At 65.2% G+C, this 24,416-nt stretch carries 19 protein-coding genes and 1 tRNA gene; 14 read left to right on the top strand and 6 right to left on the bottom strand.

Features of this window, described 5'->3' with window-relative positions:
* Positions 1–37 precede the first annotated feature (37 nt).
* The 7 genes from B7E02_RS03120 to B7E02_RS03090 are packed head-to-tail and all read left to right on the top strand — an operon-like array spanning position 38 to position 12,505.
* Positions 38–3,670: a tubulin-like doman-containing protein gene (locus B7E02_RS03120; protein ID WP_080793014.1), complete on the top strand. Its 3,633-nt coding sequence runs from the start codon at positions 38–40 to the stop codon at positions 3,668–3,670.
* Positions 3,670–6,456: a hypothetical protein gene (locus tag B7E02_RS03115; protein WP_080793008.1), complete on the top strand. Its 2,787-nt coding sequence runs from the start codon at positions 3,670–3,672 to the stop codon at positions 6,454–6,456. The genes B7E02_RS03120 and B7E02_RS03115 overlap by 1 nt, the downstream gene beginning before the upstream one ends.
* Before the next feature lie 14 nt (positions 6,457–6,470).
* Positions 6,471–8,441 (top strand): SaeA-related protein, encoded by a 1,971-nt coding sequence (locus B7E02_RS03110; protein ID WP_080793006.1) that lies wholly within the window; start codon positions 6,471–6,473, stop codon positions 8,439–8,441.
* Positions 8,441–10,030 carry a GAP1-N2 domain-containing protein gene (locus tag B7E02_RS03105; protein ID WP_080793004.1) on the top strand — a complete coding sequence of 530 codons (1,590 nt, stop codon included), beginning with the start codon at positions 8,441–8,443 and terminating at the stop codon, positions 10,028–10,030. Before B7E02_RS03110 ends, B7E02_RS03105 begins: the two co-directional genes overlap by 1 nt.
* A gap of 32 nt (positions 10,031–10,062) precedes the next feature.
* Positions 10,063–11,043, top strand: coding sequence for a hypothetical protein (locus B7E02_RS03100; RefSeq protein ID WP_080793003.1), 981 nt, complete (start codon positions 10,063–10,065; stop codon positions 11,041–11,043).
* On the top strand, positions 11,040–12,044 hold the full coding sequence (locus tag B7E02_RS03095; protein ID WP_080793001.1) for a hypothetical protein: 1,005 nt from the start codon (positions 11,040–11,042) through the stop codon (positions 12,042–12,044). Before B7E02_RS03100 ends, B7E02_RS03095 begins: the two co-directional genes overlap by 4 nt.
* Complete coding sequence (locus B7E02_RS03090; protein WP_080793000.1) at positions 12,041–12,505, top strand: hypothetical protein; 465 nt, start codon at positions 12,041–12,043, stop codon at positions 12,503–12,505. The genes B7E02_RS03095 and B7E02_RS03090 overlap by 4 nt, the downstream gene beginning before the upstream one ends.
* Here B7E02_RS03090 and B7E02_RS03085 read toward each other — a convergent pair.
* Positions 12,502–13,878, bottom strand: a complete 1,377-nt coding sequence (locus B7E02_RS03085) for a hypothetical protein (protein WP_143336617.1) — start codon at positions 13,876–13,878, stop codon at positions 12,502–12,504. The genes B7E02_RS03090 and B7E02_RS03085 overlap by 4 nt on opposite strands.
* Before the next feature lie 643 nt (positions 13,879–14,521).
* Between B7E02_RS03085 and B7E02_RS03080 the strand changes: the two genes are divergently transcribed.
* The 3 genes from B7E02_RS03080 to B7E02_RS03070 all read left to right on the top strand — a co-directional run bounded on the left by B7E02_RS03080 (position 14,522) and on the right by B7E02_RS03070 (position 17,905).
* A complete protein-coding gene (locus B7E02_RS03080) occupies positions 14,522–14,887 on the top strand; it encodes a cupin domain-containing protein (RefSeq protein ID WP_179129642.1) in 366 nt (121 codons plus the stop codon).
* Positions 14,888–14,974: 87 nt separating this feature from the next.
* Positions 14,975–16,438 carry an APC family permease gene (locus tag B7E02_RS03075; protein ID WP_080792993.1) on the top strand — a complete coding sequence of 488 codons (1,464 nt, stop codon included), beginning with the start codon at positions 14,975–14,977 and terminating at the stop codon, positions 16,436–16,438.
* A gap of 33 nt (positions 16,439–16,471) precedes the next feature.
* Positions 16,472–17,905, top strand: a complete 1,434-nt coding sequence (locus B7E02_RS03070; RefSeq protein WP_080792991.1) for an amidase — start codon at positions 16,472–16,474, stop codon at positions 17,903–17,905.
* Between the two features lie 178 nt (positions 17,906–18,083).
* On the opposite strand, the gene B7E02_RS03065 is transcribed toward B7E02_RS03070, so the two are convergent.
* Both B7E02_RS03065 and B7E02_RS03060 read right to left on the bottom strand, forming a co-directional pair.
* Positions 18,084–18,698 (bottom strand): TetR/AcrR family transcriptional regulator, encoded by a 615-nt coding sequence (locus B7E02_RS03065; protein WP_179129641.1) that lies wholly within the window; start codon positions 18,696–18,698, stop codon positions 18,084–18,086.
* Between the two features lie 175 nt (positions 18,699–18,873).
* Positions 18,874–18,964 (bottom strand) — tRNA-Ser (locus tag B7E02_RS03060).
* A 257-nt stretch (positions 18,965–19,221) separates the two neighbouring features.
* Here B7E02_RS03060 and B7E02_RS03055 point away from each other — a divergent pair.
* The 3 genes from B7E02_RS03055 to B7E02_RS03045 are packed head-to-tail and all read left to right on the top strand — an operon-like array spanning position 19,222 to position 21,868.
* A complete protein-coding gene (locus tag B7E02_RS03055) occupies positions 19,222–19,479 on the top strand; it encodes a FeoA family protein (protein WP_080792988.1) in 258 nt (85 codons plus the stop codon).
* Complete coding sequence (feoB, locus tag B7E02_RS03050; protein ID WP_080792986.1) at positions 19,476–21,536, top strand: ferrous iron transport protein B; 2,061 nt, start codon at positions 19,476–19,478, stop codon at positions 21,534–21,536. The genes B7E02_RS03055 and feoB overlap by 4 nt, the downstream gene beginning before the upstream one ends.
* Positions 21,533–21,868, top strand: a complete 336-nt coding sequence (locus tag B7E02_RS03045; protein ID WP_080792984.1) for a FeoC-like transcriptional regulator — start codon at positions 21,533–21,535, stop codon at positions 21,866–21,868. The genes feoB and B7E02_RS03045 overlap by 4 nt, the downstream gene beginning before the upstream one ends.
* A gap of 54 nt (positions 21,869–21,922) precedes the next feature.
* Here the strand turns inward: B7E02_RS03045 and B7E02_RS03040 are convergent, their stop codons facing one another.
* From B7E02_RS03040 to B7E02_RS03030, 3 genes are all read right to left on the bottom strand, one after another.
* Complete coding sequence (locus B7E02_RS03040; RefSeq protein WP_080792982.1) at positions 21,923–22,165, bottom strand: CsbD family protein; 243 nt, start codon at positions 22,163–22,165, stop codon at positions 21,923–21,925.
* Between the two features lie 115 nt (positions 22,166–22,280).
* Positions 22,281–22,766 (bottom strand): nucleoside deaminase, encoded by a 486-nt coding sequence (locus tag B7E02_RS03035; RefSeq protein ID WP_080792978.1) that lies wholly within the window; start codon positions 22,764–22,766, stop codon positions 22,281–22,283.
* Positions 22,766–23,284: a tRNA adenosine deaminase-associated protein gene (locus B7E02_RS03030; protein ID WP_080792976.1), complete on the bottom strand. Its 519-nt coding sequence runs from the start codon at positions 23,282–23,284 to the stop codon at positions 22,766–22,768. Before B7E02_RS03030 ends, B7E02_RS03035 begins: the two co-directional genes overlap by 1 nt.
* Positions 23,285–23,321: 37 nt before the next feature.
* On the opposite strand from B7E02_RS03030, the gene B7E02_RS03025 reads away from it, so the two are divergent.
* Entirely contained in the window at positions 23,322–24,344 is a 1,023-nt protein-coding gene (locus tag B7E02_RS03025; RefSeq protein ID WP_080792973.1) for a prephenate dehydrogenase, read from the top strand.
* The last annotated feature ends 72 nt before the right edge of the window (positions 24,345–24,416 follow it).

The raw sequence follows: 24,416 nt of genomic DNA, 5'->3' as shown, positions 1-24,416 counted from the left end.
GAAAGACAGCTCTTAGCAAAAGGAAAGAGGATTATCTGTGAGAAAGTTCCTTGTCGTCGGTTGTGGTGGCTCCGGAGCCAAAACCCAGGCGTATATGATCGACCAGCTCAAGGCAACGCTTCGCAGCATCGATCCCACGATCACCTCACTGCCGAAGGCATGGCAGTTTGTCACCATCGATGTCCCCATCGTCCCCGAGAAGGGGCCCTCCGGGTTGGGAAACGTGCAGGACAACGGTGGCACATACATCGGCATCGGCTCCAAGGCGCAGTACCGCACCCATGATGCGAGCCTGTCCACGGTCCTCGGGGACAAGAAAGCGCTCGGGGAGATCGCCACCTGGGCCCCGCGCCGCCCCACGTCGATCCCAGTGCCGATCTCCGATGGTGCGGGCCAGTACCGCGCCATCGGCAGGATGCTGACCATCCCGGCACTGACCCAGATCCGCAACGGACTGGAGCAGGCACTCGACACCCTGCACAAGACCGAAAGCGTGACGGAGCTCAACGAGCTGACCTACCGCATCACCGGACGGCACAGCGACAAGCAGAACGAGGCCCCGATCATCTTCGTGGTGTCCTCGATGGCGGGTGGAGCCGGGGCCTCGATGTTTCTGGATGTCTGCCGGGTGCTGTCCACCCTGAAAAACGGAAAACCCGACCACACCGCGGTGTTCATGCTGACCCCGGAGGTCTTTGAGAAGCTGGCGGCCTCCGATGTCCTGGGCACCTGGCCGAATGCGCTGGCGATGTTCGGGGAGGCGATCGCGACCCAGACCGGCGCCTCGGCGGAGTCCGACCGCGCGCTGTTCCGTGCCATGGGTCTGGACGAGGTGTCCTCCGCATCGACCTTCGCACGCCTGTTCCCGATCGGCGCGCGCATGGGTTCCCAGGGCACGGTCTTCGGCGACGGTTACCCCGACACCGTCTACCGTGGACTCGGACGCGCCCTGGCCGCACTGATGGCATCGGAGGAGGCATCCGATTCCTTCGCCTCCTTCTTCCTGGCCAACACCGGATCGCCCGACAGTGACCGCTCCTTCCTCGGATGGGCCAATCCTGACGAGCTCCCCTGGGACGGGATGCCCTGGGCGTCGATGGGTTACGCCCAGCTATCCATGGGACGCGACCGCTTCGCCGAGTACTCCGCTCAGCGCCTGGCCCGCACCGGCTTCGACCGCCTCCTCCGCGGCCATCTCGACCCGGCCAACAACGCCACCGGCGAGGAACAGCTGCAGAGCCGGCTCAACGACCGCATCGTCGCGATCATCGCCGAACTCAGTCTCCAGGCCGAATTCAGCCAGGGTCGGCCCAACACCGAACAGCTGACCCAGTGGCTGTCCGGGGTGTTCCGCGAACAGGGGGTGGGGCCGGTGGAGAACTCCGCCAGGTGGCTGCGTTCCCAGCTCCGCATCGAGGACGGCATCCCGGCGCGGGATTTCTCCGCTCTGATCCGCAACCGCCTGTCCGACCCCGGAACCTCCCGGGAACTGCACGGACAGCTCGATGCGGCCGCCTACGCCACCGTCTACGACTTCGCCGACACCCTCACCGACAGGCTGATCGCGGTCACCGAACGTGAACTCGCACACAACGGCGTCCCCTTCGTCGAGGCCATGCTCGCACGCCTGAAGGACATCTACACCCAGCGTGTCATCCAGCCGATGTGGACCCTGGTCAGCCAGAACCAGGGCAGGAACCCGGCCGCCCCACCCCACGGTTTCGAGCAGCGGATGCAACCGCTCAGTGGCAACGGCGCCGTGTCCCAGGCCGATGTGCTCACCGGTTCGATCATCTCGCTCTACCGCCCGCAGCTCTTCGACTACTTCATCGTCCGCGTCGCCGGATACCTGGAGAAGGTCCTCGACGATTTTGTGGCCAATGTGCTCACCCGCCTTCTCAGGCAGATCAACGCGGCCCACGCCGCCCTCGACGCCGCCGACAGGAAGCGCGATGTGTCCCCCACCCTCGCCGATGTCGCGACCGCCGATCCTGTCGCATGGCCCCGTGACTCCGATGAGCGGATCGATTCCCGCTTCTACGGCTCCCACAACGAAATCCTGATCACCGAGGTCGACTCCTTCCCCCGCGATTTCGCCACCCACCTGCTCAACACCGTTCGGGCCGCCGATGATGGCATCTTCGATGACAGGGAGGCCTCCAGGGTCGCGGCCAGAGCCATCGTTCTCGGCCAGTGGGAGTCGCAGGGAGCGAAGAAGGCTCCGGACAACACGCTCGCCCCACCGCGCGGGGCCCGCTCCGAGGGAGGGAACCGCGCGGGATGGGTGTCCAAGCATCTGTCCACCCCACCCGCAGGAGGCGAAACCAGGGAGGCCCGTGCCGCCCAGTTCCAGGTCCGCATCAGCCCCGAGGACATTCTCAAACGCTCCCGCGAATGGATCGAAAGGCCCAACTATCCCTTCTCCGATTTCATCTCCGCGGACCTGCGCACATATCTGACCAGGGAGAATGCCGGAAACGACGTGAACTACAATGCGCGTCTGCAGCGCCTGCGCTCCGCATTCGACCAGGCACTGGCCCAGGCAAGGCCACTGGCCGCGGTGGATTCCACGATGGTCCAGGCGGTGCACGGATCCCCCGAGATCTACCGCTTCACCTTCTCGGAGATACCCTTCAAATCAATGGAGGCAGCCGACAGTCTCTCCGCGGTCATCCAGGCCAAGGACAATCTGGACAACACGACCCTGGAGACCTTCACCAAGTCTCTGGGAACCGAGCACCGGATCCAGCACATCGACGTCTTCGGTTCCTACCCGAACTACTCCCCGATCGTGTTCAGCTCCCTGCTTCCCCACATCAGTGAGCAGTGGGCCGCGCGCCGCGGTCGTTCCGAGGGTTTCTGGAGCATGCGCCGCGCTCGCCCGCTGCCCGCGGCCCTGCCGATGTCGAATGCCGAGCGCCGTGCGATGGTGGCCGGATGGATCATCGGCACGATCACCGGCAGGATCTACGTGGCCAATGACGCCGCCTTCATCTTCGATGACTCCACCAGGCAGTGGGTTCCCTTCCCCAACCCGCTTCTCACTCCGCCGTCCCAGATGATCGCGGCGATCGACTGGATGCCGGCCGTCATCGAATCCGTGCTGCTGGCCTACGCCGGCTCCCAGACCGGATCCATCGACGGCAGCGTCGGTTCCTCCCTGCTGCCCTACCGGCTGCTGCGATCCCTCTACGATTCCGGCAGGGACGCCCCGACGACCGGCATCAAGGTCCGCCCCGCCGTCGCCAGGCTCACCGAGTTCCTCCGCAACGGTGACCATCCCGTGCGGATGGCGGAAGGTACCGGCCCGGTGGGGGAGTCGGTCGATGAACGCTATGACATCGTCCGCAGCAGCCTCGAGGGCGCCCTGGCGAACGCGGCGCAGTTCATCCCCTCCGCCGGTTCCCCGCTTCCGGGGTCCCCCGCCGAGAACAAACCCTGGGCGTCGGTCAGCTCCCGGGAGTACGCCAGCGGCATGCCCTTCTACCGGGATCTGGCACCCGATGTCTACGCGATGGTCCCGGACCTGCTGGGTAAGCTCGACGAGGCCCGCGATCTGGCCCGTAGACCGGTGACACCGGAATTCAACCCCGCCACCACCCCGGGGCAGGATGCCACCTTCAACGCCAACCCGGACGTCCCGACATTCAAGGCAGGCGGACTCATCTGATGGCCCTCCCCCACGTCATTTTCCTCGGCCACGGAAGCATCGCCGAGCAGATCCGGGGAAACCTCCTCGATCTCGCGGCCATGGGTCTCATCGATGCCTTCACCTGGATCGATCCGCGCTGCGAGACCTCACGGAAGGTGGTGCGCGTGGCCACCCCGGCATCGGGTGCCGAACCGGAGTCCGTGGAGGCCGTGGTCACCCTCGATGACGCCCTGCAGAGGTTCCGCGGCGGTGCGCTTCTGATCGCCCTCGATGCCGATGAGGATGGACACACCCTGGATCTGGAAGGGCTGCGACGCTGGACCGGCGAGATCGATCACCGCCTGAACGCCGCGACCGTCACCCCCCGGGTGCGCGTTCTCATTCCCCGGCTGCCGCTGGATCCGGTTGAGCCCGCACACGAGATGGGATGGTCCACGCTTGCGATCGCCCCGACCGATTCCGAGTCCGCCTCACCCGATTCCAGAACGACCCCGGTTCTGCGTGCCGGGGACCCGGTGGACATCGCACGACTAGCGGCACCGACGCTGGCCAGTCTGAGCGGCCTGTGGTCCGGGTCCCGCGAGTGCGCACTCATCGGAGCATCGGGCGAGGCAATCTCCACCGGTGACCAGTACACCTTCCGCTATGTCCGCGCCTTCCACCGCAACATCGACGCCTCCGAGGTCGAGGCGGTTGTCCGTGAACGCAGCTTCGATGTCGGTTCCCAACTGCCCCTGCCGAAGGTGGAGGATGGTCGCATCGCGGTCCGCATCCATAACGCCGATGACATCAACCACCGGATGGCCGAGCAGCTCATTGATATCTACCGTAGTTCACTGATCGTGGAGAAGCAGCCGAGAAAGACCCCGCACACCACCAAGACGAACGCGTGGGCGGCAATCAGATCCTTCCTCTCCGACTACTTCCGATTCGCCATCGGAACCCCGCGCGATTGGCAGAATGAGCTGCGCGGCAATATCGACAGGGCGGTCTCGCGCTCCGTGCAGAAGCAGCTCTACGGCGATTCCCACGCCGTCGATGTCATCTGCGGAACCTACGGCGGCCGGATCAGCGGCAATCCACTGGACAGCCTCTCCGAGGCGTCGACCGAGCTGACGCGGGGCGCCAGAGACCGCGGTATGTCGGTGGAGGACCCGCCCTCGCTCCCGGAGCTCTGGCGCGGATACTCCCAGGTGGCACAGACGCTTGTCGACGGAACCAACCGCCACGTGGCGGGGCTGGAGCCCCCGCGAGACAATCAGCACAACCCGGCGATCCTCGAACAGGGCTGGATGTCGGTTCCCGACGTGGCGGACAGTTTCAACGGCTACCACCCGCTGCTGGCCGATATCGTGGGAATCAGCGAGCACGATGCCATCATCCATCCCTTCGATCCCCATCGCGCGACCTGGTATAAGTCGCAGATCGACTTCGCCGTGACCCAGACCCCCGACCAGAGTCTGCACGCCCTGCGCGAGGAGTTTCTCGGGTGGGCGACGAGGTACTCCGCGAGCTTCGGTTGGAAGACCGGACAACAGCTGGCACACATGATCTCCACCTCGCAGGAGTCGGCCCGCACATCACGCGAGGAACACATGGAGCTCAAGGCCCGCCTGGACAACTACCGCGCGCGTGACTACGACGGCGAGAACCGGAAGCTGACGAGGACCCTGCGCGCGCTCAGCCTCGTCTGGCTGGCGCTCATGCTGATACTGATCTATCTGTGCATCGGCCACTATCAGCCGGATGTCCGCATTATTGAGCAGCTCAGTGGCCCGGACTGGCGCTGGTACCTGCTGATCGGTGCGGTCTCCACCGCCGCTGTCATGGGAATCCAGATGAAGATCCTCGCCTCCGCGCGACGCGGGATCCTGGCCGAGGTGCAGGAGGCGGATCTGCTGATCGCCAATGAACAGATCGCCAGGCACAACCGGGATGCCGCGCTCAGCGACGTCGGCCGTGCCGCCAGCGCCTACCGGCAGTTCCTGTCGTGGTCGGTGCTGCTGGGCCGCGCGATCGCCGACCCCCTGGGGGATCAGTCGGGTACGGCCGTGTCCAGGGTCCTGCCGGACAACGGGTTGCCGAATTCGACCCAGCTGGGGCGTGCGGTGCTGTCCGAGGATGAGATCACCGATGTGGTCAATGAGATGCGCCAGATCGTCTTTCCCCGCGACTGGGCCGGCAAGGCAATGGTCTCGCTTATCGACGACGCCGAGCACTCCCTCCGGCGCAGCACCGGCTCCACCGTTTCAAACCTCAACGATCTCTACGGCCAGGCCGGTTCGGGCAGCGGATCCACCCTGGACAGCCTCGCCGGCACCGTTGCCACGGCCGGGTTCGCCGGCGCGGACCGATCCGCCGAAGCGTGGTCGGAGGCGCTTGTGCACCCCGGTGTCACCAGGGAACTCTCCCGGCGCCTCAGCACCGTTGAAATCGTCCGTGGTGGCGAACTCATCAGAATCCCGAAGGAGGATTTCCTCAACCCGCTGTCGCGGACACCGCGTTCCGACGCCCGCTTCTCCAGCGACTCCATCAATGCGGAGGGGGTCAACTCGGGCGCCCTGGTGGTCGATGACACCATCGGCAGGACCATCACCACACCGACGGACACCCCGCAGGGATCATTGACCAGGTCGGTGACGGTGGTGCAGTACGGCAAACTCGGGAACCTCCGCGATCTCAGGGGCACGCCCCCGGCCCCCGCCCCGAATGAGCCACCCACCTTCGGCAATCCCTTCGACACCCAGGCCACCGAGGCGGAGGGCCCGACCTTCCCGCCCTCCACATGGGACAAGCTGATCTAGGAGGGAATGGACACATGCCAAGCCTGAGGGAACTACCACTGTCACTGCTCGGAGAGATCGCGCTGCTGAGCCCACCCACCGAGGATTCGATCCGGGCATTGCTGCTCGCGGACGCGCGGATGCACGCCGCGGACCTGCTCGGCGTGCTCGAGGGACGCACCCCCGCACCCGTCCCGGCGCCTATGGAAGAACCGCAACCCTCGCGGCATGGGCCCTCGTCATCAAGGAAGTCCCTGGCCGACCTGATCCGTGAGCAGCACGCCGCGAATCACCGGGTGATCGAGGTCGACCCCGCGGACTTCGAGGACATCGGTCGCGAGTTCTTCGCCGATTTCCTCTACGGCGAACAAAGTGGCAACCCGCACGGGATCACCCTGACCCAGGAGCGCGACCCCGCCGATCCGGATTCCCGCGGCAGCGTCCTGATCACCTGGGAACGCCTGGACGTACCGGCCACTTACAAGGTGATCTACCGAGTGATCGCCGCGGATTCCGAGGTCAGTCAGTCCCCGGATGTGGGTGAGCAGCTGGTGGCCACCTGGGGGACCGCCTTCCGTGACAACAATCCCGGAACCGGTGGCATGCGCCACTACATGGTGTGGGCGCACGCCTCCGCGGGAAACGAGGCGGAGATGGCCGATGCGCAGCCGGTGCTCATCGGCGAGAGGGCGATCGCCTTCCCACCGGAGAACTTCAAGGTCAATGAATCCAACGGTGTCATATCTGGCAGCTGGGATCCCCTGGAGGGCCATTCCGCCGTCCGTGTCTACCGGACCGCGGGCGCCGGTGAACTGACCTCCCCGGCCAATGAGCTCACCACCGGGGTAGATGCCCACGGCTTCACCGACCGCCTTCTCACCCGCGGACTTACCTACCGTTTCCAGCTGGTGCCCGTTGTCCGCTTCCGCGGCTCCGACCTGACCGGTGAGGGCGGCGAGGTCATCAGCAAGCATGTCAACGCCGATATCCAGAAGGTGCAGCTTTCGGTGGTTGAGCGGGTCGGGGATGGTGACAACGACAGGATCGTGCTGTCCTGGATCGCCCCGCCGACCGGGAGCGTGAAGATCTTCCTCTCCCGGCTGCAGCCGCGCCCGGATCTCGCCATGGCGGCCGTGGACACCTTCTACATTGACAATGAGGAGGCCTTCATCGACGACGTGCCGACAAAAACCGAGGAGGGCGAAGCGGGAAGCCTGGTCAATACCGATATGCCCTGGCCCTCGGAGTGGCACCTGGTCTACGTGACGCCCGTCAACATCGTCGGTGAACGCGCGTGGGCCGGCGAGTCCAGCGTTCTCCAGCGGGTGTCCCCCATCAACGAGGTGCGGCTGATCGAGAGGGTCAACAGCCAGCTGCTCACCTTCGACTGGCCGGCCGGCGCCGCCTTCGTGGAGGTGGCGCCGGTGCACGGCCATTCCCTGGAACTCCAGGAGGATGTCTACCGCAGGCAGGGCGGTGTGCGGCTGAATCTGGCTTCGACCGGGGACACGGTGACCCTGACGCCGAGAAGTATATGGAAGGGTGACTACACCGAGGCTGCTCCCAGCGTTGTCAGGTACCGCGGACTCAAGCGGTACTCCTATGACATCGAGTACGCGCCGGGGCGGTCCCCTCAGCTGTCGATCTGGCGGGAGGGGAACCCGGATATGAATCCCCCGCAGTTCATCCTGATCTACAACGACAACCGCCTCCCCCTTGATCCCGATGACGGCGCCCCCGTGCAGTGCCAGGGCCTCCAGGATTCGCAGAACACGCTTCTCATCTCCCCCGATTCCCTGCAGAGCGGATCCGGGGAAGGCCCGGCCGCCGACCCCGATCAACCCCGCTGGTGGGTTGACACCCGGCCCCTGACGCCCGGCGGGTACTTCCGTCTGTTCATCCGTGCGGTCGGCGAGCCGGACCCGGATGCCGCGGAGAGGATCGTGGTGGAGCGCGATGTGGTCTCACGCCTGCGGTGGACCCCCCACCACGGCGGGGAGTTCTGATGTCCTGGGCCTTCGGCTACGCCTCCTTCAAGGAGGAGCCCGGGTTGCCCGGCGGGTGGCGGGTCCGGGAGGTCAGCGGTGATGCGGACGGTGCTCGCGTCGACACGCTGGTGGCGCAGGTGCCCACGCAGCTCAACGACGGAACGGTGGTGCCCTCCTACCCCTCCCGCGCCCAGCGGCTGCGTCTGACGCGCAGATTCGCGTGGCTGCCCGCCCCGTGGAACCACGGGGAGATGGTGTTCTACGCCTCGGCGCCGGCCGGCCAGGATTCAACCGGCCGACCGGGCAACGTTTTCACCTACGTGCTGGTGCCGGGCGGTGCGCTGATCGACGGCGCCCCGGCCCACGAGTACCTGCGCTCCCCCGCCATCCCGGCCCCCTTCGGGGCGATCGAGACGCAGCGCATCCGGATCCCGGCGGACCTCCCGGAGAAGGGCCCACTCGCCGGGGGCCGGATGCCGGATCTCTTTCTCGACGGCTGGGGGCCGGATTCCGGAGCGTCGCCGTTGCCCGCGGCCTATGCCGGGATCGCCAACGCCTCCATGGACGGGCGCCGGAGGGCACTGGTGGAGCATATCGTGCGGATTCTGCGCGGTGGGCAGAACCCGGTCATCCTCGCCGCACCGCCCGCCGAGGCGGATCTGTGGGTGGCCGCCGTCGCCAGGGAGCTGCCGGAGGGCCACCTCCTGCCCTTCTCCACCTTCGAGCGGTTCAACACCGTAGCCGCCGCTATCAGCAACGGCTCCCTGCTGACGGTCGTGCCGCCGATGGACCTCGAGCGCATCACCCAGGATCTGGCGGGGCGGCAGGTGCGCATCCTCACCAGTGATGAGGTCCCGCCCGCCCCGGCGCGCACCGGCGTCTGGGAGGATCCGACCGAGGAGACCTCCCCCGCGGTCCGGCTCGCCCCTCCCGATCTGCCGGACACCGGCGGATCCAATCCTTTCGCGCAGCCCGGTCCGCGTCAGGCAGCGCAGCCCGGGGCCGGTGGCGCCGCGATGTCGCCCGATCTCAGGGCCGTGCGGGACTATCTCTCGAGGCTTCCCCACGGGGCCGGAATCACCGCGGGCATCGTGCCCTCGCTGACGGATCTGGACCTGCGATTCATCGAACTGGGCACCCTGGATGACTGGTCGAGCGCGCTCGAGAACTCATTCGACGACCCGCAGTTCCAGCCGATCACGGCGGAGCGGCTACGCATCTATCTTTCCCATCCGCCGAGCACCAGGGCCGGGGTCACCTCCCGCGCGATGATCCTGGCGGCCCTGTCGGTGTCGGTGGTCCAGAGGCAGCCCCTGCCCGACTGGCCCTTCGCGTCCCTGTCCGCGGCTGAGAGGGAGACCATCCTCGGCCTGGCCGTGCAGAGCGCGGCCGCCATCGGATCATTCACCGAGGGCAGTTCCGGGAGCGAGCTTATCGACGCACTGGTCCGGGAGGTCATCCGCCGCCGCGCGGCGCTGACGCGGGCTCAGGGCGGACCGGGCTCCACCCTGAGCCAGTACCGAGACTCCCAGCGGCAACCGCGATCCCTCAACGGACCCGATACCCACCGCCCTCCCCGGACCCCGGGGTTCCGGGCCGGACACTGACGCAACTCCAGCAACCAGGAAGATCAGAAAACATGCAGAGCTACACGCTGAAAGACGGTGAGTCCCGCCGGATTCCGGCAGAAGGATCCCTCCGAATCGAGGCATTTGCGGTCGGTGGACCAACCTCCTCGGTGACCCTGAGCGTCAATGGGGAGAACCTCAAGGCCAACGTGGCCAATGCCTCCACCGTGATGCTCATCGACTGCCCCAGCAGGGCTAACCTGACGATCTCCCCGACCGCGGGCGGTGCCTTCGGCCCCGGGGAGTCCGCCCGGGTGACCATCACCCAGAACAATCGCGCCGTGCCCTCCGCCGGCGTGCGAATTGAACTGCCCCTGGTGCGTGTCGACGGCGCCAATGAGAGCGTGGTCGGCGGACTCCTGCGCGATGGCGACAACTACGTGGTCACCGCACACCGCTCTGCAACCTCAACCAACCTCGATCACCGGGCCATGGCCGTTCTGTCCGCGATCCGGGGCCAGCTGCCACCGGCCACCGGAATCACCGCGATCGCCCTGCGCCCCGACGGCACCGCAGCGTCCGCGCTGGCCGCCTCCCCCGAAGCCATCTCCGCGGTGGGTAGCGTGCTCACCGGGCTGGCCACCGCGCTCGCGATCACCGACCTGTCCATCCCCGGCGGATTCCCGGCTCCACCGTTGTCCGCCGTCACCGGCTACCTGCAGCAGGAGTTCGACCACGCCCGGACCGGCATCGGGGTCCGTGAGGTGGGCACCGCGGGCCCCGGCACACTCACCATCCATGTCACGGCCTTCCCGAGGATCTCGATGGCATCGAAGGAGGGTCCGACCCTGGTGCTCGTCTTCGGTCCCTCCGCCTCCGATGAGGCCCGGCTGTTCGACGCCGATCCCGGCTCCAACGGTTCCACCGCCGTCATCGCCCTGGGCACGGAACTGCTCGCCGCCCTGGATGCCGGCGACTCCGCGGCGCTTGTCCCGCCGACGTCGGTCATCGCCCCCATTCTGGGCTCCGGAAACACCGGGGTGATCCGATGAGCACCTTTGCGCGGTGTCCCCACACCTTCAGGCCGCTGGAGGAGGGGGCTACCACCTCCACCACGGGAGTCCCCCTTCCGGAGGGCTGGTCGGAATCTGTCACCCACTGCGTCGCGATGGCCGGTGCGCGCGCCTCGGGAAAGAGCCTGTACACCGCTGTGATGGTCAAACAGCTCGAACTGCTCGGGCAGGAGTTCAACAAGGTGGTCATCGCCGCCGACGATCAGACCAGGGAAAACTACCAGGAGCACTACGAGAACCCGCTGTACGTGGAGATGAAGCACATGGCACCGACACCGGCCAGCGCCTCGGGCAACGCCTACCAGCGTGACCCCCTCATCTTCGCGCTCGGGCGCTGGCTCGACCCCGAGGGCGTTCGCCGTCAGCACTACCTGGTGTTCCGTGATGTCGCCGGAGAGGACCTGGAAAACTCCCAGACGGACCCCGACTCGATGGAGTTCTTCCGCTTCGCCGATCTGATCATCTTTCTCTTCGACCCCCTGAAGGTGAACCAGATCTCCACCTACCTGCGGGGACTGATCCCCGCACCGCAGGGACTGGGCGGCGAACCCGAGACGGTGCTGCGCAACCTCGGGCGCATCCTCGGCGACGCGCGCCCGGCGCTGGCGGTGACGATCTCGAAATTTGACACCCTGCAGAAGCTCGGCGAACTGCCGGAGGGGTCCTGGAGATCGATCATGGGAAACACCGGCGCGGCCTTCAAGCGCGATACAGGATGGGACTTTGACGAAAACGATCAGCAGTTGCTCGACCTGGAGATCCAGAGCCTGCTGCGCTATGTGCAGGCGAACAATCTGCTCAACCAGATCACCGAGATGTACGGGGGGCGGGGGCCGCTGAGATACTTCGCGGTCTCCGCTCTGGGCGAATCACCGCGCGGAGAGCATCTGAGCAGGCAGGGAATCGCACCCTTCCGGACCCTCGACCCCATCCGATGGGCACTGTCGCCATGGCAGCTGTTCACCAGGGAGGCGCAGTGAGCAGCGGATGGCCCGGGCACGATTCAACCGGGGGATGGGACACTCCCTCCGGGACCGGTCCGGACAAGGACCGGGGCAGCTATGTCTTCGGCGAGGCCACCGAGATCCGGCGCGATCACATGACCTTTGGCGGTACCAACCCGCTGTGGGCACCCTGGGCCCTGAAGGTCTCCGCCGGTGTCTACCTCATCGCTGCCGGTTTTCTCGGCTGGTGGACCCTCGACTCGGGTCTGCCCGTGATTCCCGCGGTGATCTCCGTGGTGGCGGCATGCACACTCGTCACCCTGGGCTACGTCATGCTCAAGGCGCAACCGTGGGCGAGATATGCACTGAGTGTCCTCTCCGCGCTCGGCATCCTGTGTGTGGTGGTCACCGACTTCTGGCCGGTCACCCTCCTCGGCATCCTGGCACTGGTCTTCATGTGGATGCCCGCGAACTCCCGGTGGTTCGGCTTCCATTAGGACCTGCCCGGGGCCACCCTCGCGGCCATGTCCAGGTTCCCGGTCGCGGTGTAGATCCCATGTGCCTGGGACAGCAGTCTCGCCTGCTCATCCGGCTGCCCGGCGATCGCGTACAGTCCGGCGAGTTCCACCATCACCGAGGCGAGAGCCTCCTGCTCGGCGGTTGAGCCCAGGCTCAGTGTCTTCGCCCTCTTGATGAGATCAATGAGAATTTGCGCCGCCTGCTGGTACCTGTTCGCGGCGACATAGACCCTGGACAAGTCCACGGTGGCACGGGCGATCGAGGGAAAACTCTCCGACTCATAGGCCTTCTTCAACGCCCCGTTGATCATTTCGAACCAGGCGGCATTGTCACCGCTGCGATGGGTGAGCGCACCCGCCAGCAGCAGGCTCCCCGAGGCCAGATCCAAGCGTCCACCCTGCTCATAGGCGGTGGCGGCATCCTTGGCTTTGGAGATCCGATCCTCCACACCCAGCTCCCCCACGGCCTCCTCCGCCGCCGAGAACCGGAGGCAGAAGGCACGGTGGAGCGGCGACAGTCTGGCCAGCAGCTCGGGATTCCAATTGAGCACCACCTCCCGCACCAGCTCGGTATTGGCGAGGAACGCATCCTCCGCCGCACCGCCGCTCTCGAGAGTGTAGGCCAGCAGTCGCCGCGCCGACACATAGGAGTTCGCATCGGAGGTCGACATCGACGTCTCTCCGAAATCCGACCTCGTCTCCAGATAGTCCGTGACGATGAACCCGATAGCCTGCACGGTGACTACATCCCCAGCGGACAGCAGCTGCTCCAGCACACCCTGTACCCCGGCCACCTCCGCCTCCGTCAGCTCCAGGGGGGTGCGCGCCAGCGCGATGGCAATCTCCTCGTCGACCGCGGCGACCTCGGGATTTATCGCAGCCTCGCCCTCGGCTTCCATAAGCGCCGCCTGGGCCTGTTCCTCCTCGAGGGCCCGTGCCCGCTCCCGCATGTTCCGGCCCCGTCCGGTGAGCGCCGGATTGCCCAGTGCCAGACCAATCGCCGAACACAGCCGGCCCGCCTCGAACATTGAGCCGCCGTTCCCGGCCAGCCGGGAGAGGTCGAACCAATCCTGCACACCGAGGATAAGGGCACCGAGATCATCCCGTGTATCCGCCGGCTCGGCGCGCAGCCGGCCGTCGGGGTCCAACACCGGGATGAACTGACCTTTGGGAAGGCGATCCACCTCGCTGATAAAGGCGCGGAGAACCGACAGCTCCTCCGACAACTCGGTGGCCGTGGCATTGTCCACCCCCTCCGGTGCCGACTCGATCCTCGCGTGAATCCGGCGTAGCTCGGCGAGGATGCGCCGTTCAGTGTCGTATTTCGTCGATCCCCGGGCAGGCGTTGTCATGTCTGGGAATTCTACCGTTCCCCCATCCAAGAGGTGGCCGCACCGCGGGGGGTAGGTGATCCCGATCGGCATGTATCCCAACCGAAGGAGGGGCGGAGAGAGGTGCAAACGGCGCCGGGCTCTGTCCGCCGAGGGGTTCCCAGCGATGTGAACGGTTTCGGCGTCTCGCCACCATATTTCTCTTCAATTGCGGGATGGGAGCCCGATCAGGGTCTGGGAAAGTCCATGGACGATTCCCGCCGACCCGGTTCCGTCGGCTCGCCCGGTGTCGCTGGGCGACGTGGCTGAAAAGAGTTGAGCTCACGGGCCGAGGCCCCTTTCACGGACCATTGCAACCCTGCACCTAATGGGAGCAGCCAGCAGCAACGTACCGGTTCTCAAAACCCTGGTTCCAGCGCCGGAAGCCTGTTTGACATGCATCCCCAGAGCTTCTGAGAAGCTTGATTCCCTTGCTTTCCGCGAGACGTCGGAAGCCCCCTACAAGCCCCGGAATGCGGTATGGCCCGATGATCCACAAGGCACCTCTTAGCCAAAAACATAAGAAAACCGCAATCGGCAAAAAAGAGTATATACAGAGCGTGCACGGGAGGTTACACTAACTTGATCATTGACTTAATCAATGACCAACTTGGAGGTTTTCCACATGCCACACGTTCACAGTTTCCGCCTTGACAGCATCGACGCCGAGCCATTCCCACTGGACGAGGGCGCGATCACCGCAGGAAATCCCAATCCGCACTACGCAACAATTTCTCGTTCCCTTGACGGCACCGCCATCACGGGAATCTTCCGCGCATCCCCCGGTGTCTTCACCTTCACCCAGGTCGGTGACGAATGGACGCTCGTACTCAAGGGACGCCTGATCATCACCGCCGACGACGGCTCGCGCATCGATTGCTCTCCCGGCGACGTCATGCACCTCACCGACGGGGCCGTCACGACCTACGAAGTCATCGAGGAATACGAAGACTACTTCTCGATCACCGATCCCCGCGGTCTCGATTTCTGAACCACCCTTGATTTCTGAACCACCCTTGATTTCTGAACCACACCCCACTCCGTCTCCTGCAACATCATCACTCGCTTTGGAGCCCCCATGAAAACCACATTCCGCGAGAACGGCACCAAAGCCGATCTTGCCGCCCCCGAAACAGGTAAACTCTCGGGACGGTTGAGCGCGACCGGAGTCACTCTCACTGTTCTCGGCTATGTCGCACCCCTTGCAGCAGCCGCCGGATACGTCCCCCTTGTCATTGGATACGGCAACGGAATCGGTGCGCCACTGTCCTTCGCCGTCGTCGGTTTCATGTTGCTGATCTTCGCCGTCGGTTACACCGCCATGGTGCGTGCCGTACCACGACCCGGCGGCTTCTACACATACATCACCGCAGGTCTCGGCAAGGTGATCGGCGTCGGCTCGGGTTTCCTGGCCGCCGCCCTGTACATCCTCGCCGGAGTGGGATTTGCGATTTTCGGCGGACTGGCAGCCCAGTCGTTCTTCCTGAACGCCGTTGGGATCGACATTCCCTGGTGGATCTACGTAGTTGGCTATCTATCCATTGCCGGTTTCTGCGCCTACAGGGGTGCTGACTTCAACGGTCGCGTTCTCGGTGTCATCGTAATGATCGAAGTCATCGTTCTCACGGCCTTCATTGTCTTCTCCGTGGTCTCAGGAGGCCCTGAGGGCCGGTCCGCCGAACCTTTCACACTCGGCGGCTTCACCAGCGGCTCCATTTCGATCGGCATCCTTTTCGCCTCCACGCTGTACGGCGGCTTCGAGAGCACCGCCCTTTATCGTGAGGAGGTGCGAGACCCCGACCGATCCATCCCGCGGGCGACCTATACACTTGTCATCATCATGACCGTGCTCTACGGAGCCACCGCCTACGCGCTGATCACGGCCATCGGGATCGACAACATCGCCGCCACGGCCGCCGAGGATCCGGCAAGCGTCATGACGATGGCCATCGACCAGCAGGTCGGGCACATGGCCAGTCTCGTCGTATCAGCCCTGCTGCTACTCAGTGCGCTGGCCTCACAGCTGGCCACCGTCAACGCCACCTCACGCTACTTCTTCTCCTTCGCCGCCGACCGACTGCTCCCGCACAATCTCGCGATCGCACACCCGCGGCTGGGTTCACCGCACCGCGCCGCGATGCTCACGGTGACGATCTTCGCACTGGTCGTCCTTGCGGTGGTCGTGACCGGCACCGATCCGGTCCTGGCTTATGGAACGTTCGGTGGCGTCGGCATCTTCGCCTTCCAGACGCTGCTGCTTCTGGTGTCACTGTCCTGCATTGTGTACTTCATCCGCAACGGTAGGGGCGGGCGATCAATCTGGACCGTCGCAATCGCCCCGACGATCAGCGTTATCGCCATCGCCGTGCTGCTCTGGTACAGCGCAACGCAGGCGACACTGCTGCTCGGTGTTCCGACAGTTCTAACCCCGATCGGGTTTGGGTTCGTCGGGCTTTCCTTCATCGTGGGATGCCTCTACGCTCTCTGGCTCCGCACTCGGCGTCCCCGGGTCTATGCAGGTGTCGGCCGCCAGGCATCCTGACCGCTATCACCTACTCCCTGAAAGTCTAGAATCATGTCACTTTCCCTGTCCGAATACTCAACCCTCGATGCAACCGCCCTCGCGGCGCTGATACGTTCCGGAGAGGTTGATCCCGACGAGGTGCAAGCTATCGCGCGCACTGCCATCGAGTCGCTCAACTCCTCACTCAATGCATTGGCCTTTCCATTGGCAGATGCCGTCCCATCCTTCAACACCAACGGTCCGTTCGGCGGTGTCCCCTTCCTGGCCAAGGACGAGGGGCCACATGTCGGCGGGTTTCCCTGGAGCGGCGGCAGCCGGTACTTCGACGGGCAGGTCGCCGCGTCGGACACCGAGCAGATCTCACGTGCCCGCAGCGCCGGCCTCGCCATCCTTGGATCCACGGCGACGCCGGAGTTCTCGATGAGCTTCGCAACGGAGTCCCGACGCCGGGGCATCACCCGCAACCCATGGGACCTCTCCCGGACACCGGGTGGCTCCAGCGGCGGCGCCGCCGCCCTCGTCGCCGCCGGTGGTGTGCCGATCGCACACGCCACCGATGGACTCGGTTCGATTCGCATCCCCGCCTCTTTCTGCGGCCTCGTAGGCCTCAAGCCCACCCGCGGACGCACTCCCCAGGACGTCGATGGTTTCTCGGGAGCGGGCTACGATTTCGTGCTGACGCGCACACTGCGGGACTGCGCCCTCGCACTTGACACACTCGCCGGGCCCGGTCGCGACGCAAAGTACCGAATCCCCGCCCCCATGAATTCATACCTCAACGCCCTGCACGAGGTTAAGGGGAGTCTCCGCGTGGGCGTTGCGACGCAGACCTGGAACGGGGTTGCAGTGGATCCGGCTGCCACTGAGGCTGCGCTGTCGGTCGCCCGGGAACTCGAGTCTGCCGGGCACATCGTGGACGAGGTCACACTCCCGATTCGTCCTGACGCGATCCGTTCGGCGTTCACCGCGGTATGCGGCCTGTCGTACCTGTCCATGTTCATCGACGCGCCCGTACCACCGGACAGGGATTCCGTCGAGGCCGTGACCCTGGCCGGATGGCGGGAGGCACGCAGCATGCCCTCGACGGAACTGGCAGCAGGTCTACTGGAGTTCGACCAGATCGTACGTGACCTCGCCGCCTTCTTCGAGCAGATCGATGTACTGGTCACCCCGACCAGTACCGTGCCGGCGTTCGCCCACGGCACTCTAAACTATGACGACCCGACCCAGACCCTCCCTTCCTGGTTGGACACGATGTTCAGCGTCGGGGCCTTCACCGCACCCTTCAACATCGGTGGGCAGCCTGCGATCAGCCTCCCGGTCGGTTCAGGCCCGGGCGGACTACCCATCGGAGTGCAGCTCGTCGCCGCCTCGGGACGCGAGGATCTGCTTTTCAGCCTCAGCGCAGTAATCGAGCAGTCATTCCCCTGGGACGGGGTCCGTCCACCGCTGACTGCAGGGTCAAAGACTCCGCCCCCGAACTGAGAAGCGTCCGTGCCGACGCCCGGACATCCGGCTGACAGGACCCGGCAGGCAACGATCCACGACACTGAAAATCCAGGAGTTGGGGTTGCCTGCCGGGTTCGTACGGGCCACGGGGCCTTTTCACCACACCCTAGATGGCCCACCCGGTCAGATCCCAGGGTCCATGCGATGAGCGAGGTTATGTCCCAGATGGCTGTTGCTGCATCATCCGTGCCACATGATCCCGCATCATCTCCGCCGCCTGTTCGCTGTTCCTGCGGAATCGTGCCGTATTCCCGCCGGCCACCCACTGCAGTTGCAAACCGTCAACGAGGGAAAGCACCAGGCGGGCGACATCGCGGAGAACGGGCTCCTCCATTGCTGTCATTTCAGCCGGTGCCAGGACGCGAAGGATCTCCTCGGTGTGAAACTCGTACACCGTGGCCGCCATGCTCACCTCCCCCTCGATGCGCCGGGTTGCCCACAGCGTCGTCTCGTACATGGCGTGTGCGCGCTCCGGATCAGCCAGAACCCACTCGGCCGATCGGATGATATACGCCGCTGCCCGTTCCGCGGGATCAGCGGGAAGCGAAGCGACATCGGTAAAGTCCACGATCTCGTATGCGAGCTTCTTGAACACCTCCAGCAACAGGTCATCCTTGCTCTCGAAGCAATAATGGACGAGGGCGAGCGACGCATTCGCCGCCTCGGCGATACGTCTGGTCGTCGCGCGTTGAATGCCCTGCGTCGCGATGATCTGGAACGCGGCATCCACCAACTGCTCACGACGAACGTCTGCTGGGATATGGGCCACGGGGTTCCCGTCTTGAGTGGATACGAAATGATGTGGACACAGTGTACCGTCACAGCTTCTGGAACCAACAATGTGAACTCAACACCCCGGAGGCGTTTCCACCGTCCCTTCAGCTCCCACCCGGGACCACCGTAAAAAAGATCCCCCCAGCTGAGGAAACAGCTGGGGGGATCATTGGCGGTGGCGGGGGGATTTGAACCCCCGGTTGGGGATTACCCAACATTCGCTTTCGAGGCGAACACCTTCGGCCGCTCGGACACGCCACCGCGAGATAGCTTAACGGAGACGGGTACGGGCAAACAAATCACCCTCGACGAGGCACCTGCGCGGGTCCGGCCCCTACTCCCCGGAATCGCGGGAAGTCCACCCGCCACCCCGTGATTAGAGTCATGCCTAACCAAAGTAGCAACTGTATTCATCGAGCGTAGGGTAACCATTAAAGCCTTAGGCAAACCTTTGGAGCGGAACAATTCGAACGCTCCGGCCCAGAAGAAGGTGGCCACCAGAGAAAGGAAGGCTCCCGATGCTGATTCCTTCGAGGAACCGTGGGAAGAGCTCATGGCCGAGCCTGGCCGACGTGCCCAGGGGTGCGGAGGCGACGCTGGTCAGATCACACACGGAGCCGGCGCTGCGGTCCAGGCTAGCCGAGCTCGGGATGCGGCCGGGCACCACGATTACCGTGGTCCAGCGCACCTCCGGAGGAGGCCGGGTGGTGGACACCGGGATTTCCCGGTACGCGATCGACCGGGAGACCCTGCGCATGATGGAGGTCCGGCGATGAGCACCACCACCAATACTCCGGAGACGATGTCCGCGGCCGTGAGTTGCCACTGCCAGGAGGGCACCACGCCGGCGCCGGAGGGTTCACCGATCATCGGGCTCGTGGGAGCACCGAACTCCGGTAAGTCGACGCTGTTCAACGCGCTCACCGGTGCACGGGTGAAAATGGGCAACTGGCCCGGCACCACGGTCGAGACCAGCCGTGGCGCATGGACGGCGGGTGGCACCGTTTTCGATGTCATAGACTTCCCCGGCGCCTATTCGCTGGAACCACTGAGTCCGGATGAGGAACTCACCAGGGAGCTGCTCATCGAACGCGGGGAGTCCGAGCGCCCCGACCTGGTGATCGTGGTTGTCGATGCCAGCTCCCCCGCCCGGGGACTCTACATCGCCACCGAGCTCGCCGAATACCCCTATCGCCTGCTGATCGTCCTGACAAAGATGGATGTGGCACGCTCCCGCGGCCTGGACATCGACCCGGAGGGGATCGCAGAAAAGCTCGGCATCCCGACCGTCGCCGTCGATCCCCGCCACCGCCGCAATGTCGAGGCCGTGGGCACCGCGGTTATGGAAGCTATGGGCAGGGCACCCGCGATCACCCGCCCCGCGGGACGTATCGCCCACGGAACCACCTGCATCTGCCTCCCCGGACAGGCCACCGATCCGGATTGTCCGTGCTGCAATCCGGTGTCCGCTGAGCACCTCACCGCCGATGATCTCGCGGAGGTGCGTTTCGCATCGATTGATCAGGCACTGGATCTGGCGTCAAGCTCCCGGCCCGCCCCGGTGTCCGTCTCCGAGCGGATCGACAGGCTCGCCCTCAATCCGGTCGCCGGCCCGATACTGTTCCTGGCGGTCATGTGGTGTGTGTTCCAGATAACCACCACAGTTGCGGCGCCTTTTCAGGACGGCCTGGAATCCCTGGTGACCGGCCCGCTGTCGGACTGGGCACGCTCACTGCTCTCACTGGTCCATCTGGATCGGCCGCTGGTCGAGGGTCTGATCGTGGACGGTCTGATCGGTGGCGTGGGAATGGTCCTGACCTTCGCCCCACTGATGGCGCTGATGTTCGTGTGTCTGGCCGTCCTGGAGGATTCCGGATACATGGCACGGGCCGCCGTGGTCACGGACCGTCTCATGCGCGCCATCGGGCTGCCCGGAAAGGCGTTCATCCCGCTGGTGGTCGGTTTCGGATGCAATGTCCCCGCCATCTCGGCGACGCGGGTCCTCGGCAGCCCCCGACAGCGGATCCTCACCGCCCTGCTGATCCCCTTCACCTCATGTTCGGCCCGTCTGACTGTCTATGTCATGCTCGCCGCGGTGTTCTTCCCCGGCCATGCCGGCACCGTGGTCTTCGCCATGTACCTGATCTCCATCGCACTGATCGTGCTCACCGGACTCGTCCTGCGTCACACCCTCTGGCGGGCGATGCCCTCGGAACCCCTGGTCATCGATCTCCCAGACTACCAGTGGCCGGTCCCCAGAATAGCTCTCGGTGTCGCGTGGGTTCGCCTCAAGGGGTTCCTGCAGACGGCGGGTGGCATCATCGTCGCCACCGTCACGGTGGTCTGGCTGCTGCAGTCGATCCCCGTGGTCGGCGGCTACGGTATCGCCGATGAGGACCTTCCCACCCAGGATTCCGCCTATGGAGCACTCAGTGAGGCCGTGGCCCCGGTGTTCACGCCGGCCGGTTTCGGTTCCTGGTCACTGACCGGGCCGCTGATCACTGGCTTCGTGGCCAAGGAGGCGGTCATCTCCACCTGGGCGCAGACCTATGATGCCGCCGATGTCACCGATGACGACGCCCCGGAGCGGGCCGCAAGTCCGCTCGCGGCGGCCATTGAGAAGGACTTCAACGATACCTCCGGCGGTCACGCGCTCGCCGCGGTCTGGGCCTACATGATCTTCCTTCTGGCCTACACACCGTGCGTGGCCACCCTCGGTGCACAGAAACGGGAGATCGGAACGAAGTGGATGCTCTTCGGCCTGGTGGTGCAGCTGGGTGCGGCCTGGCTGCTGGCGGTGTCCACCTTCCAGCTGGTGAGCGCATTCCTATGATCGGCCTGCCCGGAATTGTGAAGTCGCGCCGCAGCAGCCCGCCCGGCCCCAGCACGAGGACACCTGTCGCTGATGTCCGGGCGGCACTACTGGCCGGGGCGGTCTCGAGAGGAGACATCGCTGCCAGGACGGGGCTCCAGCGCGAAACCGTCGACGCAGTGCTGACCCACCTCGAGCGCGCCGGTCAGCTCCACCGCGAGCAGCTGGGATCCAGCTGCCCCGGGGGAGGATGCTCCTCCTGCGGCTTCGCCACCGCACAGGGCAGTTCCTGTGGCGGTACGGCCAGGGGACCCGTGGCACTCGTTCTCGGCCCCACCCGCCCCCGGGAATAAAGCCGGGCCCCGGCCCCGGGAGAACCGGGGGCCGGGGCCCAAGCCTGTCGCTATCTAGTTGACATCACCGGTGTGCGGCTTGTCATCGTCCTTCTTGAAGGCGCCGAGCACCTTGTCGGCGACCTCCTTGACCTTGTCGCCGGCCTCATGGACGGCTTCCTTGATCTCGGACTTGACCTGATCTGCGCGACCCTCGTCGGCAAGCGAGTCGTTTCCGGTGGCCTCGCCGATGCCCTCCTTCGCCTTTCCGCCGAGATCCTCAGCCTTGTTGGATACCTTGTCGGAAAAATCTGCCATGATATGTACTCCTTAAAGTATTTAACTGTCGGTTGGTTCCCACTGTAGGCACTTATTGCACATGATGCCCAGAGGGAAGAAAAACTTGGCCGAATATTGATCTGAAGTACATTTGCTACCCTTCTCTCCGGTCGGCGAAGAAATCTTCCATAAGCGCCGCGCACTCACGCTCAAGCACCCCGCCGCTGACCTCCATGCGGTGCAGGACCCCGGGATCACGAACCACGTCGAAGACGGAACCGCACGCCCCGGTGCGCGGTTCGAAGGCACCGAAGACGAGGCGGCCGACGCGCGCACCCACCAGGGCGCCCGCGCACATGCTGCAGGGTTCGAGGGTGACCACGACGGTGCAACCGGTCAGCCGCCAACCGTCATTGAAGCGGCGGGCGGCGCGTCGCAACGCAACCACCTCGGCGTGCGCGGTCGGATCCCCGTCACTTTCGCGGCGGTTGGTGGCGGTGGCCAGCACCAGACCCTGCGGGGAGTACACGACGGCTCCTACCGGGACGTCGACAAGCGGGGTGGTCCCGGCCACCGCCAGGGCGTGCTCCATGCGCTCCCGGTCGACCCGTTCGCGGGCCGGGATCGGCAGCACCCCCATCAGTCAAGTCCGACGCGGCGTGCCAGCTCCTCATCGAAACCGAGTTCCTCGGCGACACGCAACAGCTGCTCGGACGGTGCCAGCTCCTGATCGTCGGCGATCACCGACAGCACCTGCCCGCTCAGGCCGAGGTCGGCGAGGAGATCAAAGTCACCCTCGGCCCAGGGATCGACGTCATCGAGCTCTTCGGGGTCAAGATCGGGGATATCGGCGTCCATTTCATCCATGGCCGACGCCGCGAAATCATCATCGACGGCCATCGTCGCATCGGAGAGGAAGACATGGACATTGGCGGGGGTGGGTCGAACGATCACGAAGTACTCATCCTCCACGCACAGCAGTGCGAACGCCGGCCCCTCGCTCCGGAGTCCGCGCACGGCCCGCACCGAGGTGTCCAGGGTGGTGAAATCATCATCGAACTCCGCCACCAGCCACCTGTTGTCCGTACGGGTGACGGTGACCGCAAAGCTCAGACCGTCCTCGGAGTTAATGGTCTGCGCTGTTTCATTGCCCTTCATAGAGCTAACCGTAGTAGGTATGTGTAACACTTGTCAGGTGACTACCAAAGACATCTCCCGCCCGGTCTGCATCCTCGGCCTCGGACTGATCGGAGGTTCGCTGCTCCGCGATCTCCACGCCGCCGGCCACCCCGTCTTCGGATACAACCGTTCACGCTCCGGAGCCCGCTCAGCCTCCGCGGAGGGCTTCGACGTCTCACCCGACCTGATCACCACCCTCGAGCGCGCCGAGACCGAGGACGCACTCATAGTGCTCGCGGTCCCGATGACCGCCGTGAAGGAGCTTCTCGACGCCATCAACGAGTACGCACCGACCTGCGGTTTCACCGACGTTGTCAGTGTCAAGACCGCCGTCTACGACGCCGTGAGGGAACGCGGCATGCAGGAACGCTACGTGGGAAGCCACCCGATGGCCGGAACCGCCGAATCCGGCTGGAAGGCCTCCCAGACCGGCCTGTTCCAGAATGCGGTCTGGGTGGTCACCTTCGACCACCTCTTCGACGCGGAGAAGGTCACCGCGCGGTGGATCGGCATCTGGAAGGATGTCACGCAGATCGGATCCCTGGTCGGCGCCGAGGTCGTGCCGGCACGCGTCGGCCCGCATGACGCCGCCGCGGCACGGATCTCACACCTGACCCATGTGCTCGCCGAAACCCTGGCGATTGTCGCCGACCACGGGGGCGCGCTGACCCTCTCCCTCGCCGCGGGCAGCTTCCGCGACGCAACCAGGGTCGCCGGAACCGATCCCGCCCTGGTCAGGGCCATGTGCGAGGGCAACGCCTCAGCTCTTGTCGGGGCACTGGACGAGGCACTGAGCATTCTCAACGACACCAGGGCACACCTGGATTCACCGGATCCCAACATCGAGCAGCTTGCCGACAACGGCTACCGTTCCCGCCTGCGCTACGAGGCCCGCTCCGGCCAGCGCCGCTCCAAGGAATCGGTCAGTCCGACCATCACCTCCTCCCGGCCGGTTCTGCGACTGCACCCGGGCACCCCCAACTGGGAGAAACAGCTCGTGGACGCGGAGACCCTCGGCGCCCGCATCGAGGTGTTCTGACCCGACGCCCGACGCCTGGGTATTCGCAGCCAACCCTGCGCCGTGAGGAGCGGTGACTCCCCCTATGCCCAT

The organism is Corynebacterium pacaense (assembly GCF_900169525.1).
GTDB lineage: Bacteria > Actinomycetota > Actinomycetes > Mycobacteriales > Mycobacteriaceae > Corynebacterium > Corynebacterium pacaense.
This window is presented reverse-complemented; position numbering and strand designations above follow the sequence as displayed.

Coding starts and splice junctions, on each gene's coding strand:
- B7E02_RS03080 (WP_179129642.1), top strand. CDS start 14,522: ATGCCACACGTTCACAGTTTCCGCCTTGACAGCATCGACGCCGAGCCA.
- B7E02_RS03070 (WP_080792991.1), top strand. CDS start 16,472: ATGTCACTTTCCCTGTCCGAATACTCAACCCTCGATGCAACCGCCCTC.
- B7E02_RS03095 (WP_080793001.1), top strand. CDS start 11,040: ATGAGCACCTTTGCGCGGTGTCCCCACACCTTCAGGCCGCTGGAGGAG.
- feoB (WP_080792986.1), top strand. CDS start 19,476: ATGAGCACCACCACCAATACTCCGGAGACGATGTCCGCGGCCGTGAGT.
- B7E02_RS03110 (WP_080793006.1), top strand. CDS start 6,471: ATGCCAAGCCTGAGGGAACTACCACTGTCACTGCTCGGAGAGATCGCG.
- B7E02_RS03075 (WP_080792993.1), top strand. CDS start 14,975: ATGAAAACCACATTCCGCGAGAACGGCACCAAAGCCGATCTTGCCGCC.
- B7E02_RS03040 (WP_080792982.1), bottom strand. CDS start 22,165: ATGGCAGATTTTTCCGACAAGGTATCCAACAAGGCTGAGGATCTCGGC.
- B7E02_RS03030 (WP_080792976.1), bottom strand. CDS start 23,284: ATGAAGGGCAATGAAACAGCGCAGACCATTAACTCCGAGGACGGTCTG.
- B7E02_RS03105 (WP_080793004.1), top strand. CDS start 8,441: ATGTCCTGGGCCTTCGGCTACGCCTCCTTCAAGGAGGAGCCCGGGTTG.
- B7E02_RS03045 (WP_080792984.1), top strand. CDS start 21,533: ATGATCGGCCTGCCCGGAATTGTGAAGTCGCGCCGCAGCAGCCCGCCC.
- B7E02_RS03100 (WP_080793003.1), top strand. CDS start 10,063: ATGCAGAGCTACACGCTGAAAGACGGTGAGTCCCGCCGGATTCCGGCA.
- B7E02_RS03055 (WP_080792988.1), top strand. CDS start 19,222: ATGCTGATTCCTTCGAGGAACCGTGGGAAGAGCTCATGGCCGAGCCTG.
- B7E02_RS03115 (WP_080793008.1), top strand. CDS start 3,670: ATGGCCCTCCCCCACGTCATTTTCCTCGGCCACGGAAGCATCGCCGAG.
- B7E02_RS03035 (WP_080792978.1), bottom strand. CDS start 22,766: ATGGGGGTGCTGCCGATCCCGGCCCGCGAACGGGTCGACCGGGAGCGC.
- B7E02_RS03085 (WP_143336617.1), bottom strand. CDS start 13,878: ATGACAACGCCTGCCCGGGGATCGACGAAATACGACACTGAACGGCGC.